This window comes from Paramagnetospirillum magnetotacticum MS-1 (assembly GCF_000829825.1).
GTDB lineage: Bacteria > Pseudomonadota > Alphaproteobacteria > Rhodospirillales > Magnetospirillaceae > Phaeospirillum > Phaeospirillum magnetotacticum.
Genome location: NZ_JXSL01000030.1, coordinates 1233561 through 1247833 on the forward strand (window position 1 = coordinate 1233561; position 14273 = coordinate 1247833).

General features: G+C 65.9%; 9 protein-coding genes. 3 read left to right on the forward strand and 6 right to left on the reverse strand.

Translation table 11 applies throughout. The features are described 5' to 3' along the window. Position 1 precedes the first annotated feature (1 nt). The 4 genes from CCC_RS18375 to CCC_RS18390 all read right to left on the reverse strand — a co-directional run bounded on the left by CCC_RS18375 (position 2) and on the right by CCC_RS18390 (position 3999). Positions 2–2041 (reverse strand): bifunctional aldolase/short-chain dehydrogenase, encoded by a 2040-nt coding sequence (locus tag CCC_RS18375; protein ID WP_009870879.1) that lies wholly within the window; start codon positions 2039–2041, stop codon positions 2–4. Positions 2042–2114: 73 nt separating this feature from the next. Then, positions 2115–2312 carry a hypothetical protein gene (locus CCC_RS18380; RefSeq protein ID WP_236686408.1) on the reverse strand — a complete coding sequence of 66 codons (198 nt, stop codon included), beginning with the start codon at positions 2310–2312 and terminating at the stop codon, positions 2115–2117. Between the two features lie 63 nt (positions 2313–2375). After that, positions 2376–3197, reverse strand: a complete 822-nt coding sequence (locus CCC_RS18385; protein ID WP_009870877.1) for a M23 family metallopeptidase — start codon at positions 3195–3197, stop codon at positions 2376–2378. A 13-nt stretch (positions 3198–3210) separates the two neighbouring features. Beyond that, positions 3211–3999, reverse strand: coding sequence for a hypothetical protein (locus tag CCC_RS18390; protein WP_009870876.1), 789 nt, complete (start codon positions 3997–3999; stop codon positions 3211–3213). Positions 4000–4177: 178 nt separating this feature from the next. Between CCC_RS18390 and CCC_RS18395 the strand changes: the two genes are divergently transcribed. Further along, on the forward strand, positions 4178–7636 hold the full coding sequence (locus CCC_RS18395; protein WP_236686409.1) for an FAD-dependent oxidoreductase: 3459 nt from the start codon (positions 4178–4180) through the stop codon (positions 7634–7636). On the opposite strand, the gene CCC_RS18400 is transcribed toward CCC_RS18395, so the two are convergent. Then, entirely contained in the window at positions 7633–8553 is a 921-nt protein-coding gene (locus CCC_RS18400) for a nucleoside recognition domain-containing protein (protein ID WP_009870874.1), read from the reverse strand. The two genes, CCC_RS18395 and CCC_RS18400, sit on opposite strands and share 4 nt — an antisense overlap. Beyond that, complete coding sequence (gene mutS, locus CCC_RS18405; RefSeq protein WP_052473309.1) at positions 8550–11159, reverse strand: DNA mismatch repair protein MutS; 2610 nt, start codon at positions 11157–11159, stop codon at positions 8550–8552. Before mutS ends, CCC_RS18400 begins: the two co-directional genes overlap by 4 nt. A 177-nt stretch (positions 11160–11336) precedes the next feature. Here mutS and CCC_RS18410 point away from each other — a divergent pair, with 177 nt between their 5' ends. Then, entirely contained in the window at positions 11337–11864 is a 528-nt protein-coding gene (locus tag CCC_RS18410; RefSeq protein ID WP_041042280.1) for a hypothetical protein, read from the forward strand. 107 nt (positions 11865–11971) lie between these two features. Continuing rightward, the gene (locus CCC_RS18415; protein ID WP_009870871.1) at positions 11972–14272 is read left to right on the forward strand and encodes an NADP-dependent malic enzyme; all 2301 of its coding nucleotides are present in this window, start codon (positions 11972–11974) and stop codon (positions 14270–14272) included. The last annotated feature ends 1 nt before the right edge of the window (position 14273 follow it).

Sequence of the window (14273 nt, forward strand, 5' to 3'; positions counted from 1 at the left end):
CCTATCTCAGGCTCGCCTCGATATTGCCGCCGTCCACGGTGACGGTGCAGGCGGTGACCTTGGAGGCCTTGGCCAGCCATAAGAAGGCGTCGGCCACATCCTCGGCCGTCACTTCCCGGCCCAAAAGATTGCCCCCCATATAGTCCTGTTCGGTCAGGCCACGCGCCGTGGATCGGCTCTTGATCATGTCGTCGGTGAGCAGGCCGGAGCGGATGCGGTCGGCATTGACCGCGTTGGAGCGGATGCCGTCCTTGCCGTGATCCAGGGCGTATTGCTTCATCAGGAACAGGGTTGCCGCCTTCGGTAATCCATATGGGCCGAAATTCTTGCCCGGATTGACGGCCTGCTTGGAGGCGTTGAACAGCAAAACGCCGCCGGTGTCCTGGGCCTTGAAGACGCGCACGGCATTTTGCGCCACGCATTGATGGCCGAAGAAGTTCAATTCGAACGAGGCGCGCAGTGTCGCGTCGTCGACCTCTCCCACCGCGCCCTGCCAGGCGGCCCCGGCATTGCTGACCACCACGTCGACACCGCCGAAGCGCTCGGCCACGCGGTTAAAGGCGGCCTGGACCGAAGCCGGGTCGGTGACGTCGCAGGCGACGCCGATGGCCTTGCCGCCGCAGGCCTTGGCGGATTTGAGGGCGGCGTCTTCGTCGCGGTCGAGCACGGCCACTTCGGCGCCATCCTTGGCAAAGGCCTTGGCGGTGGCGGCGCCGATGCCGGAGCCGCCGCCGGTGACAACGACCACCTGGCGGGCCAGGGGCTTTTCCGATCCCTTGCCCAGCTTGGCCTGTTCCAAGGACCAGTATTCCAGATCGAACAGATCGGCTTCGCCCACCGGCTCGAAGCGGCCGATGGCCTCAGCATCACTGATGCTTTCCACCGTGTTGACGGCGATATCGGCGGCGATGGCCGCATCCTTGGCGCTGGCGCCGATACCGAACAGGCCCAGTCCGGGAACCAGGGCGACGCAGGGCTTGGGATCGAGCTCGGTCTTGATGCCGCCCAGGCGCTGGTTGTTGCGGCTGAAATAGGCGTGGTACTTGGCCTCGAAATTTTCGATGGCGGCGCGGGCGGCATCGGCCCACAAAAACATCTTCCCGGCCTCGGGCGCGGGCAGAACCACCGGCCAGTTCTTGGTGCGGATGGTGTGGTCCGGGGTCACCACGCCCTGCTGGGAATAGCGACCGACCTCGGCCCCGTCCACATAGGCGCGGATGGCCGCGCTGGTGCGGAAGTCGAGGATGCGGCGCTTACCCCCGCCGGCCAGCAGGCCGCGCAGGACGGGCGCCACCTCGGCCAGGGGGGCGGGGGTCTGGGCCAAGCCCTTGGCGGGCACCAGGGTCTTGCGGCCCTTCTCCAGGCGCTGCTCGGCCAAGGTGACCATCTCGATCATCAGCTCATAGGCGCTCCGCACGTCGGGGCCGAAGGTGAAGATGCCATGCTTGACCAGGATCAGGCCCTCCACCGAGGGGTCCTGTTCGTAAACCTCGGCCGCCTTCTTGGCCAGGGCGAAGCCGGGCATGATATAGGGCACATAGCCCATGCGGGTGCCGTAGATCTCGCGCGCCAGGGCCTCGCCATCGGGCTGGTCGACCACGGACAGCACGGCGGTGGAATGGGTGTGGTCGATGAATTTGTGCGGCAGGAAGGCGTGCAGCAGCGTTTCCACCGACGGATTGGGCGAGGCGGAGTTCATCAGATTGCCGCGCTGATAGTCCACCATGTCCTCGTCGGACAGGCGCTCCAGCGCTCTCAGCTTCAGCAGGGGGGCAAGGCGCACGGCGGGCAGGCCAGCGGGCTCGATATCGCCCATGTCCCAGCCCGAACCCTTGACGCACAGCACATCGACCGCTTCGCCCAGCAGATCGGTGGTGGTGGTCTTGCACGATGTGTTGCCGCCGCCATGCAGCACCAGGCGGGGATCTCCGCCTAAAAGCCGGGTGGTGTAGACACGCAGGGCCAGGTCGCGGTTGACCCCTTGCGGCGCATAGCGCGCGATGAAGGATTCGGCATCTGAATCGGACCACAGGGACTTCATGGCAACCTCGGAACGCGCGAAAGCGGGAGGCGGGATTATTACGCCATGTTCCGGGGGCAGGGAAGGGGAAGCCTCAGGCCATCTGTCCGATGGCGTCCGAAACCGGCCTCTCGCGGATGCGCCGGATGATCTCCAGCGTCTTGCGGGCCATGTTCACGGTGATGGCGGCGTGTTGCTCGGGATGCTCCAGGATCACCAGAGCCTCGCCCTCCAACTCGTCCACGATGTCCTCGTCAAAGGTGCCGTTTCCACCCATGACGGTATGCTGCATATGCATGACATCCCCACAGCACCTATCCTTGAGGTATGATTACCATACTATAGTGTAATAAGTCTACTTCTGATTCTCCAATTCTATACCAAGGTATAAGTCTCGGAGCGAAATTTCCGCTCTCTCGGGGTCAAGGCGGACATCCAGCCACGACAGCCCCCAGTGCAGATGGGGGCCGGTCGCCAGTCCGGTGGCGCCGATGGCGCCGATCAGATCGCCTTTGCGGATCTTGCTTCCGGCGGTGACGTCCTGGCGCGACAGATGGGCATAGCTGGAGATCAGGCCCAGGCCGTGATCGATCATCACCGTGCGCCCCGTGAGGAACAGATCGGGCGCCGCCAGGACCACAATGCCGTCGGCACAGGCGCGGACCGGCGCGCCCGCGGGGGCGGCAATGTCCAGGCCGGAATGAGGCGCTCCGCCGTTGCCGTTATAGACTCGCTGGCTGCCGAACACGCCCGAGACAGGGCCTTCCGCCGGGCGCTGGAGTCCGTCCAGAAAATGGGGTTCCAGGCTGACGCGGTCGCGGATGGCGCGGATCATGGCCGTCTCGGCCTTCAGGCGGGCCAGGGACGCGGCGTCGGGCTCGGTCTTTTCGCGCGGCAGGCCTTCGATGCGCTGGATGGGCCAGTCCCTTCGGGATATGGCCAGGGCCCTGTTTTCCTCGGTTCCGTTGGCGCGGATGATGCGTAACGCGGCGGTGGGCGGGGCGTCGCGGCCGAAGCCCAGCAGAAATCGGCCAAGCTCATCGACCGGCACGGGGCGGTCATCGAGGCTGACCTTGGCGCCGGGCTCGGTGCGGCCCACCACCAGCCCGCCCTGTTCCATATGGCCGCCGAGAACGGTCTGGGCCTGGGCGGTCGCGATCCAGATGAGGGAAAACACAAAGGAGAGGAGGCTATTTCGGCGCCCACATGAGCGTGGCATCGCCGCCCCCTTCCTTGTTGCACAATTCGGTGATGATGGCCGAGGAGACGCGGGTGGGGGTATTGCCGTTGACGCTGAGCAGGCCCTTCTTCACCAGCTTCATGCCCGATGCCGAGCAGATGCGCGGCGGAACCTGCTCGGCGATCACCACCGGCACGCCATTCATGGAGGTGACCCGGATGGGGCCGCCGAACAAGTGGGAGGGCGGCGGATTGCCCTGGGCGGAATCCACTATCTGGGCCACGAAGCGGTCGGCTTCGCTGCCGGTATTTTCCACGGGAGTCTGGGAGCGGGTCCACAGGATATAGCCGCCGACCGAAAGGGTCAGCAGCACCAGAACCGCCACGGCGATCTTCAGGCCGCGCCCTTCCTCCTTCTCCTCTTCGGTGACATGGTGGGGGGGCAAATGAAACTTGCCGTCCTTGTGCTGGGCCCAATTGTCGGTGACCGAGCGTGGCAGACGCTGTTCCTTGGCGGCGCGCAGCACCTCGATGCAGCCGCGTGCCGCCGAACGCATCTCGTTGCGCTGGACGTCGGAAGAATGCTCGGGCTTGACCTCGGCGATGACCTCGCCCACCCGGCGCCGGAGCGCGCCGCGAAGATCCTGGTCGAAGGGGCGGCGCAGCATCAGGTCCAGCGCCAGCAGGGAAAGCTGCTCCAACTTGGCCGGGTTGGCGACGCTGGACATTTTCAGGATGATGGCCTGGAACAGGGCCTCCTGCTCCTCGGGTGTCGCTGGCGTCTCCACGGGAAGATCCATCCTGTCCGTCCTGCAGCCCTTTACCCCGAATACAGGATATCAGCCGCATGTTAATGAGCGGTTACCCGGATTTCCCACAAAAAATTTGTCGTTGTGAATAATTCTACACAATGCCATATGAGGTTGACGAGTGGGGCTTTCCGGTGATCTCGAGGCTTTTCAGACAATGAGTGTGGACATGACGCATCCGGCCCTTGGCCATGGCCTTTCCTTCAACGACCTGTATCAGCGTTCCGGCCTGGAGCGCGTGGACCGGGCTTTTCTGACCGCCCTGACCGAGGCCGATGGCGCCCTGGCCGCGCGTCTAGGCGCCGCCCGCGCCGCGCCCGATGCATTGTCTTCCAAGGATGAAGCCGCGCTACTGGTCGATCTGGCGCCCCATCTGGACGACTTTCTGGCCGAACTCTTCGCCATCCGAGCCGCCCAGTCCGAATTGCGAGCCCGCCAGGACGGCCTTGCGCCGCTCTATCAGGCCAAGCGCCTGTTCGTGCAGCGCCGGGCACTCAAGGCCATCAAGCCGGAAGAGGCGGCCACCCTGGACGCCCACGGGCTGGAGATGGAATATGCGCTGAAGGTGGGCGAGCCCTTCTCGGAATTGGGCTTTGCCCGGCGCGTCCTGGCCTGGATGGACGATGAGGCCGCCCATGGCGAAGAACTGGCCCTGGTCACCCGTCTGGCCGCCGCCAAGGTGGCCGCCCATGACAGCGCCTATCATCCCGAAGGCGTGCTGTTCAAGGTTCCGGCCAAGCACGACCCCTTGCACGAGGTCCCGGTGGTCCCCACCGAACTGTGCGGCGTGCCCGCCCTGGAATTCGAAGCCGGACGCCTGCGCCGCCGCGAGGGTTTCAACCTCACCGATTCTGGCACCGACCTGAAGGGCGCGCTGGACGAGATCAATTACTGCATCCTCTGCCATCACCAGGGCCGGGATTCCTGCTCCAAGGGCATGAAGGACAAGAAGACCGGCGAGACCGCCAAGACCGCGCTGGGCGTGGTCATGGAAGGCTGCCCGCTGGAAGAGAAGATCTCCGAGATGCACGAGGTCAAGGCCGCCGGTCATGCCCTGGCGGCGCTGGCCATCATCGTGGTCGACAACCCCATGGCGGCGGGCACCGGGCATCGCATCTGCAACGACTGCATGACGGCCTGCGTCTACCAGAACCAGAACCGTGACCCGGTCAACGTGCCCGAGGCCGAGACCCGCACCCTGAAGGATGTGCTGGAACTGCCCTGGGGCTTTGAGATCTATTCCCTGCTGACCCGCTGGAACCCGGCCAATATCCGCCGTCCGCTGCCCCGTCCCGATTCGGGGCGCAAGGTGCTGGTGGTGGGCATGGGCCCGGCAGGCTACACGCTCTCCCATCACCTGATGCAGGATGGCCACCATGTGGTGGCGGTGGACGGTTTGAAGATCGAGCCTCTGGCCGCCGATCTCTCGGGCATCGACCCTCACGGCCAGCGTGTGGCCTTCCGTCCCGTCCGCGACATCCGCAGCCTGTGGCAGCCCCTGGGCGAGCGCATCATGGGCGGCTTTGGCGGCGTGGCCGAATACGGCATCACGGTTCGCTGGGACAAGAATTTCCTCGACGTCATCCGTCTGCTGCTGGAACGCAGAAGCGAATTCGCCCTGTTCGGCGGCGTGCGCTTCGGCGGCAATCTGACGCTCGACGAGGCGTTCGAGCTGGGCTTCGACCATGTGGCCCTGGCCACGGGGGCGGGCAAGCCCACCATCCTCGACATGCCGGGCAGCCTGGCGCGCGGCGTGCGCCAGGCCTCGGACTTCCTGATGGCCCTGCAACTGACCGGCGCGGCGCGCTCGGGCACCCTGGCCAATCTCCAGCTTCGCCTGCCGGTGGTGGTGATCGGCGGAGGGCTGACTGCCATCGACACCTGCACCGAGGCCATGGCCTATTACCCCATCCAGGTGGAAAAGTTCCTGTCGCGCTACGAGCTTCTGGTGGCCGAGCGGGGCGAGCATGCGGTGCGTGCCCACTGGTCCGAGGAAGACCACGCCATCGCCGACGAGTTCATCACCCATGCCCAGGCCATCCGCACCGAGCGTCGCGCCGCTGGGGCCGAGGGCAGGGCGCCGCGCATCCTCGAACTGCTGCAATCCTGGGGGGGCGCCACCGTGGCCTATCGCCGGGGCCTGACCGACAGCCCGGCTTACCGCAATCACGAGGAAATCTCCAAGGCCCTGGAGGAAGGCATCCGCTTTGTCGAAGGCGTCACTCCGGTGGCGGTGGAGACCGATGATTTCGGCTCGGCCAACGGCGTGCAGTTCAAGGACCGGGACGGCCAGCCCCACCGACTGCCCGCCCGCGCCGTGCTGGTGGCGGCGGGCACCGTGCCCAACACAACCTTGGCCCGCGAGCGCACGGATATCACCCTGGACGGCAAGTTCTTCCAGGCGGTGGACGAGGACGGCCAGCCGGTCAGTCCCGAACGCCTCGCCAAGCCCAACATTCCCCAGGTGCTGATGCATGTGGACGGTTTCGACCGCACCATCAGCTTCTTCGGCGACCTGCACCCGTCCTATGCGGGCAATGTGGTCTCGGCCATGGCCTCGGCCAAGCAGGGCCATCCGGTGGTGACGCGGGCCATGGAACGCCGCCCGGCCAATCCGGTTCCGGCGGCCAAGCTGTTCGAGACCCTGAACGACCGGCTGCGCGCCCGCGTCCATGCGGTCAACCGCCTGACGCCGACCATCATCGAGGTGGTGGTGAGGGCCCCTGCGGCGGCCCAGGCATTCCGCCCCGGCCAGTTCTTCCGCCTGCAGAATTTCGAGATGCTGGCGGCCAAGCTGGGCAACACCTCGCTGGCCATGGAAGGCTTGGCCCTGACCGGAGCCTGGGTGGACAAGGAGCAGGGGCTGGTCGGGCTGATCGTCCTGGAAATGGGCGGATCAAGCGATCTTTGCGCCCATCTCACGCCGGGCGAGCCGGTGGTCCTCATGGGGCCCACGGGCGCTCCCACCCATGTCTGCGGCTCGGAGACCGTCTTGCTGGCCGGTGGCGGCTTGGGCAATGCCGTGCTGTTCTCCATCGGCGGCGCCTTCCGAAGCGCGGGGTCCAAGGTGCTGTACTTCGCGGGCTACAAGAACGCCCATGACCGCTTCAAGGTGGCCGATATCGAGGCCGCCGCCGATGTGGTGGTGTGGTGCGTGGACGGCGGCGAGGGCTTTGCCCCCAACCGTCCCCAGGACCGGACCTTCGTCGGCAATATCGTCGAGGCCATGGTGGCCTATGGCGAGGGCCGCCTGGGCGAGCAGGTCATTCCCATCACCCATGTGGACCGCATCATCGCCATCGGCTCGGACCGCATGATGGCGGCGGTGGCCAAGGCCCGTCACGACCGCCTTGCCCCCTTCATCAAGCGCGAGCATCAGGGCATCGGCTCCATCAACTCGCCCATGCAATGCATGCTCAAAGAGGTTTGCGCCCAGTGCCTGCAAAAGCACAAGGACCCGGTTACCGGCGAGGAGAAGGTGGTGTTCACCTGCTTCGACCAGGATCAAGCCCTGGACAAGGTGGACTTCGCCAGTCTGGCCGAGCGCCTGGGCCAGAATTCGGCCTCGGAAAAGCTGTCCAAGGCCTGGATCGACCGCAGCCTACGCCAAGCGGGGTTAAGGGGCTAAGCCAGCACCAGATGCAGCACGCTCCTTAACGCGATACCGGCCAGGGAACCCAGTACGGCGGGCCTCCACACTCTGGCCACCCGGGGACCGGCGGCCATCAGCACCGCCACCCCCGGCAGGTCCAGGGGATGGATCAGCACCCCCGCCCAGGCATTGAGCTGGGGCGCGAGAAGCTGGCCGCTGCGAACCTGCTCGTCGACCACGCCCAGCATGGCGGTGCCGCCCGCCAGATATTTGGTGACGGCGGGCAGGATCAGGGCGGGATCGAGGAAGGGCAGGGCTTGCGTCAGCGCCTGGATGGCGCCGCCCTGGCGCAGCGCGGTAACCACGGTCAGCGCCAGGACCAGCATGGGAATGGTGCCGACGGCGATCTTGAAGGCCTCGGCCCCGGCCCGGTTGATGACGTCGAGCACGCCCTTGGCGGTCTCGGCCACGGGATGGCGCAGCGTCTCGTCCACGTCGTGTTCGTCGGCCGATAGCGAGCGCCCGGCCAGATGATAGGCGGCCGCCGCCGCCACCAGCCCGCCCAGCAGCGAAATCCCCATCACCGGGGCCACATGCAGGCCGAGCGCGCCCATGGGAAAGACGGCATTGGCCTGGGCCATGGCCAGCACCATGGCGAAGGTGGCGGCCAGATGGCGGTCCGAGGTGCCGCGCTGCTCCATCATGGCCAGCGTCGCCACCGGGGCGGCGAAGCTGACCAGACTGACTTGCAGGGCGGCGAAGACCCCCAGCCCGGTCAGGCCGAAGGGGCGCAGGATGGGGGCAAGCTTGGCCACCACCCAGTCCAGGACGCCCCAGGCCTCCAGCAGTCGCATGATGGTCAGCATCACCACCATGACCGGCAACAGCACGAACAGCGACAGTTCGATGGCCGAGCGCCCGGCGGGCAGGATGATGGTGATCAGGCTGTTCACAACAATCGCTTCAGTTCATAGACCAGATCCAAGGCCTGGCGCGCCGAAAGATCGTCGGGATTGACCGCCTTCAAGGCCTCTTCCAGGGCCGATACCTGGGGCGCGGCACTGGCCGCTACCGGCTTGGGCTTGGCCAGGGCCGCGAAAAGCGGCAGATCATCGGCCAGACGCGCCATGCCCGACGCCTGATCCGATTTTTCCAAAATGCCCAGAACTTCCTCGGCGCGGGTCAGCACGGCGCCCGGCAGCCCGGCCAGACGCGCCACATGGATGCCATAGGAGCGGTCGGCGGCGCCTGCCCCCACTTCGTGCAGAAAGACCACGTCGCCCTGCCATTCCTTGACCCGCATCATGTGGCACGACAGGGCCGAAAGCCGCGAGGTCAGCCGCGTCAGCTCATGATAATGGGTGGCGAACAGGGCGCGGCAGCGGTTGACCTCGTGCAGATGCTCGACCACCGCCCAGGCGATGGACAGACCGTCGAAGGTGGCGGTGCCGCGTCCGATCTCGTCCAGGATCACCAGGGCCCGAGGTCCCGCCTGATTGAGGATGGCGGCGGTCTCCACCATCTCCACCATGAAGGTGGACCGCCCGCGCGCCAGATCATCGGCGGCGCCGACGCGGGAAAACAGCCGGTCGACCACGCCCATATGCACGGATTCGGCAGGCACGAAGGACCCCATCTGGGCCAGGATGGCGATCACCGCGTTCTGGCGCAGGAAGGTGCTTTTACCCGCCATATTGGGGCCGGTAACCAGCCATAGCCGCTGCGCATCGGCCAGATCGCAGTCATTGGCGACGAAGGGGCCGGAATGCGCGGCCTCCAGCGCCGCTTCCACCACCGGGTGGCGTGCGCCCTTGATATCGAAGGCGGTGCTGTCATCCACCCTGGGCCGCGACCAGCGTGCCGCGGACGCCATCTCGCCCAAGGCCGAGGCGCAGTCGAGACCGGCCAGGGCCGACGCCGCCAGGGCGATCTCGGCGGCTTTGGCCGTGACCTCGCCGATCAGCTCGGCCAGCAGTTCCATTTCCAGGGCCAGGGCCCGATCGTCCGCCCCGGTGATCTTGCCCGCCAGCTCGATCAGGTCGGTGGTGGTATAGCGCGCCGTATTCGCCATGGTCTGGCGGTGGATGAAGCCCTCGCCCAGCTTGTCGGCCTGCTTGGACGAGACCTCGATATGATAGCCGATGATGTTGTTGTGGCTGATTTTCAGCGCCGTGACGCCGGTTTCCTCGGCATAACGGACCTGAAGGCGCATCAGCGCGCCCTTGCCCTCGGTCTTTAGGGATTTCAGCTCGTCCAGGCCCTCGTGGAAGCCCTGGGCGATGAAGCCGCCGTCCCGCGCATTGAGCGGCAGGTCGGGGGCCAGCGCGCGGGTCAGCCGGTCCACCAGACCCGAATGTTCGCCCAATTCGCGGGCGCATTGGCCGATGCCGGGCGGCGTGTCCAGATGGGATTGGGTGACCAGGGTGCGAAGGCTGGGAATCTCCTTCAGGGCATCCCTGACATTGGCCAGATCACGCGGGCCGCCACGCCCCAGGGACAGGCGCGACAGGGCGCGCTCCACATCGGGGCAACGCTTCAGCGTCTCGCGCAACTGATCCCGGATGCTTTCGTGCTCGACGAAGAAGCCCACCATGTCCAGGCGGTATTCGATGGCCTGGGGATCGGTCAACGGCGCCGCCAGTTGGGCGGCCAGCAGGCGCGCCCCCGCCCCGGTCACCGTGCGGTCGATGGTGGCCAGCAACGAGCCCCGGCGTTCGCCCGACAAGGTCTCGGTCAGTTCCAGATTGCGCCGCGTCGCCGCGTCGATCTCCATCACCGCGCCCTCGGCGAGGCGCTTAGGCAGTGACAGACGGGGCAGTCTTCCCTTCTGGGTCAGCTCGACGTAATCCACCAAGGCGCCGCCAGCGGCCAGTTCGGCCCGCGTGAAGGCCCCGAACCCGTCCAGCGCGCCGACGCCGTACAGGGCTTCCAGGCGCCGCCTGGAATTCTCGGAATCAAAGCGGGCGGTGGGCAGCGGCGACACAACATTGCGCCACTCGGCCCAGACCTCATGAAACTCGGCATTGCCCAGCAGGCGGTCGGAGACCAGCAACTCGCCGGGCTCGAGGCGCGCCAGGGCGGCGGCCAGAGTCTTCGGGCTAATGGCCTGCATGGCGAAATCGCCGGTGGACACATCCACCCAGGCCAGACCCAGCGTGCCTTGCGCCTCGGCCACCGCCGCCAGGTAATTGTGGGACCGCGCGTCGAGAAGGGTGTCCTCGGTCAGCGTGCCCGCCGTGATGACGCGCACCACATCGCGGGCCACCACGGATTTGGAGCCGCGCTTCTTGGCCTCGGCGGGGTCTTCCATCTGCTCGCCGATGGCCACCTTGAAGCCCGAGCGCACCAGCTTGGCGAGATAAGCCTCGTAGGCGCGCACGGGCACGCCGCACATGGGGATATCATCCCCCGCATGCTTGCCCCGCTTGGTCAGCGCGATGTCCAGCGCGGCGGAGGCCTTGACCGCGTCATCGAAGAACAGCTCGTAGAAATCGCCCATGCGATAGAACAGCAGGCAATCGGGATGGGCATGCTTGATGGCCAGATATTGAGCCATCATGGGCGTGGCGTCATCGGGAATGGCGGGCGTCGGGGCGGTCACGGCAGGTCAATCGCGGCAATGGGAAACCGTCGGCACAGTAGCACGGACGTCATCACGCGCAAATGCCAGCCCCCCTTTGCAGAGTCCCGCTTTCGGCGCACAATGGGATCATCAGGCCGACACGAGGAGAATCCCATGACAGCCGCCCTTCAAACCCGTCCCGGTGCCCTTCGCGAAGTGGTGGGCACCTTCGCTGACCGCAGCCATTTCGAGGCCGCGGTCTCCGCTCTGCTGGCCGAGGGATTCGGCCGCGACAAGCTGTCGGTTCTGACCTCCCACGATTCCCTGGACGCCGCCGAGGGGCCCGCGGGGGCCAAGGCGCGCAAATGGCGCGACGGTCTGATCGCCGTGATGGGCGAGCTGAAGTTCGAAGGTCCCCTGGTGGCGGCCGGTCTGATTGCGCTGGCCGCCGGTCCGGTGGGCGCGGTGATCGCGGGTCTGGTGGCCGCGGGTGTGGGCAGCGTGGCGGTCAAGGAGGTGCTGGACGAAGTGGCGGCCATTCCCGATTCCGACGGTTTCGTCCGGGCTTTGGCGGCGGGCAGCGTGATCTTGTGGGTCGCCACCGATTCCCAGGAGGAGGAGGCCAAGGTCCGCGCCCTGCTGGCCGATGCGGGCGGCGGCAATATCCATATTTTCGAACGCGCCAAAGGCACCCGTCATTGACGGATATCCGGGGGCAGACGGTTCATACTTCTCGACGCTTTAATGCCAAGACGAGACGGGGCGGCCAACGCCCCGCCATCCGGTGAGATCAGGGGAAACAACAAGACATGGCCAGCAATTTCCACTCCGAGGTATCGCGCAACGCCGATTCCAAGGGTACCGATGCCCTGGAACGCGACACCCTTCTGATGCATTCCTCGGGCCGCCCCGGCAAGATCGAGGTGGTCCCCACCAAGCCGCTGGCCACCCAGCGCGACCTGTCCCTGGCCTATTCGCCGGGCGTCGCCTTTCCCTGTCTGCATATCGCCCGCGATCCCTCGCTGGCCTATGACTATACCGCCAAGGGCAATCTGGTGGCGGTGATCTCCAATGGCACCGCCGTGCTGGGTCTTGGTGATCTCGGCGCCCTGGCGTCCAAGCCGGTGATGGAAGGCAAGGCGGTGCTGTTCAAGCGCTTCGCCGATGTGGATTCCATCGATCTTGAAGTCGATACACGCGACGTGGAGGAATTCATCGCCGCCGTGCGCTATCTCGGCCCCAGCTTCGGCGGCATCAATCTGGAAGACATCAAGGCGCCGGAATGCTTCATCATCGAGCAGCGCCTGCGCGAGCTGATGCCCATTCCGGTGTTCCATGACGACCAGCACGGTACGGCGATCATTTCGGCGGCCGGTCTGATCAACGCGCTGGACCTTACGGGCCGTGACATCTCCACGGTCAAGGTGGTGGTCAATGGCGCGGGCGCAGCGGGCATCGCCTGTATCGAACTGGCCAAGGCCATGGGCGTGCGCCACGAGAATGTCACCTTGTGCGACACCAAGGGCACCATCTATCAGGGCCGGACCGAGGGCATGAACCAGTGGAAATCGGCCCATGCGGTTCCCACCAAGGCTCGCACCCTGGCCGAGGCCTTAGAGGGCGCCGACGTGTTCTACGGCCTGTCGGTCAAGGGAGCGGTAACGCCCGAGATGGTCGCCTCCATGGCGCCCCGGCCCATCATCTTCGCCATGGCCAATCCCGATCCCGAGATCACGCCGGAAGAGGTGAAGTCGGTGCGGTCCGACGCCATCGTCGCCACCGGGCGCTCGGACTATCCCAATCAGATCAACAATGTCTTGGGCTTTCCCTATATCTTCCGGGGCGCGCTGGACGTGCGGGCCAGCACCATCAACGATTCCATGAAGATCGCCGCCGCCCGGGCCATCGCCGCCCTGGCCCGCGAGGATGTTCCCGACGAGGTGGATGCCGCCTATTCCGGACGCCGCCTGCGCTATGGCCCCGACTACATCATCCCGGTGCCCTTCGATCCGCGCCTGATCGCCTCCATCCCGCCCGCCGTGGCCAAGGCGGCCATGGATTCGGGCGTGGCGCGAAAGCCCATCATCGACATGGGCGCCTATAAGCGGGAATTGTCCGCCCGCCTGGATCCGGCCAGCGCTGGGATGCAGACCATCACCGAGGCGGTCAAGGCAAACCCGAAGCGGGTGGTCTTCGCCGAGGGCGAGGAGGAAAAGCAGATCCGCGCCGCCGTGGCCTTCGCCAATGCGGGCCTGGGTCACCCCATCTTGCTGGGGCGCGAGGACCGCATCCGCGAGACCATGAAGAATATCGGCCTGCCAGCGGCCGAATCGCTGGACATCATCAATTCGCGCATCTCGCCGCGCACCAAGGCCTATACGGATATGCTCTATGCGCGGCTGCAGCGCCGGGGGGCGCTGTATCGCGACGTCCAGCGTCTGGTCAACCAGGAGCGCAACATTTTCGGCTCGCTGATGGTGCAGTCGGGCGACGCCGACGCCATGGTGACTGGCCTCACCCGCAATTACTGGCAGGCCTTCGAGGAGATCAAGAAGGTCATCGACCCCACCCCGGGCGAATTGCTGTTCGGCATGACGGTCTTCGTGGTCAAGGGCAAGCTGGTCTTCATGGCCGATACCACGGTGATGGAAACGCCCACGCCGCAGCAACTGGCCGATATCGCGGTGCAGACCGCCCACAAGGCGCGTCAGATGGGCCACGAACCCCGCGTCGCCATGATCAGCTATTCCAATTTCGGAAATCCCAGCAACGAGCGCGCCGACCGGGTGCGCGAGGCGGTGGGCATTCTGGACAGCCGCAAGGTGGACTTCGTCTATGACGGCGAAATGGCCGCCGATGTGGCGCTTGACCCGGATCTGCTCAGCCATTTCCCGTTCTGCCGCCTGAAGGAACCGGCCAATGTGCTGGTGATGCCGGGTCTTTACTCCGCCACCATCGCCTCCAAGCTGCTGCAGAAGCTGGGCGGGGTCAGCGTCATCGGCCCCATTCTGGTGGGCCTGTCCAAGCCGGTGCAGATCACCTCCATGGATGCCACCGCCAATGACATCGTCAACATGGCCGTCCTGGCCAGCTATGATGCCGTCCGCTGAT

Excerpts from the sequence above, each read along its gene's own strand:
- CCC_RS18375 (WP_009870879.1), bottom strand. The coding sequence starts at position 2,041 with ATGAAGTCCCTGTGGTCCGATTCAGATGCCGAATCCTTCATCGCGCGC.
- CCC_RS18380 (WP_236686408.1), bottom strand. The coding sequence starts at position 2,312 with ATGCAGCATACCGTCATGGGTGGAAACGGCACCTTTGACGAGGACATC.
- CCC_RS18390 (WP_009870876.1), bottom strand. The coding sequence starts at position 3,999 with ATGGATCTTCCCGTGGAGACGCCAGCGACACCCGAGGAGCAGGAGGCC.
- CCC_RS18395 (WP_236686409.1), top strand. The coding sequence starts at position 4,178 with ATGACGCATCCGGCCCTTGGCCATGGCCTTTCCTTCAACGACCTGTAT.
- mutS (WP_052473309.1), bottom strand. The coding sequence starts at position 11,159 with ATGATGGCTCAATATCTGGCCATCAAGCATGCCCATCCCGATTGCCTG.
- CCC_RS18410 (WP_041042280.1), top strand. The coding sequence starts at position 11,337 with ATGACAGCCGCCCTTCAAACCCGTCCCGGTGCCCTTCGCGAAGTGGTG.
- CCC_RS18415 (WP_009870871.1), top strand. The coding sequence starts at position 11,972 with ATGGCCAGCAATTTCCACTCCGAGGTATCGCGCAACGCCGATTCCAAG.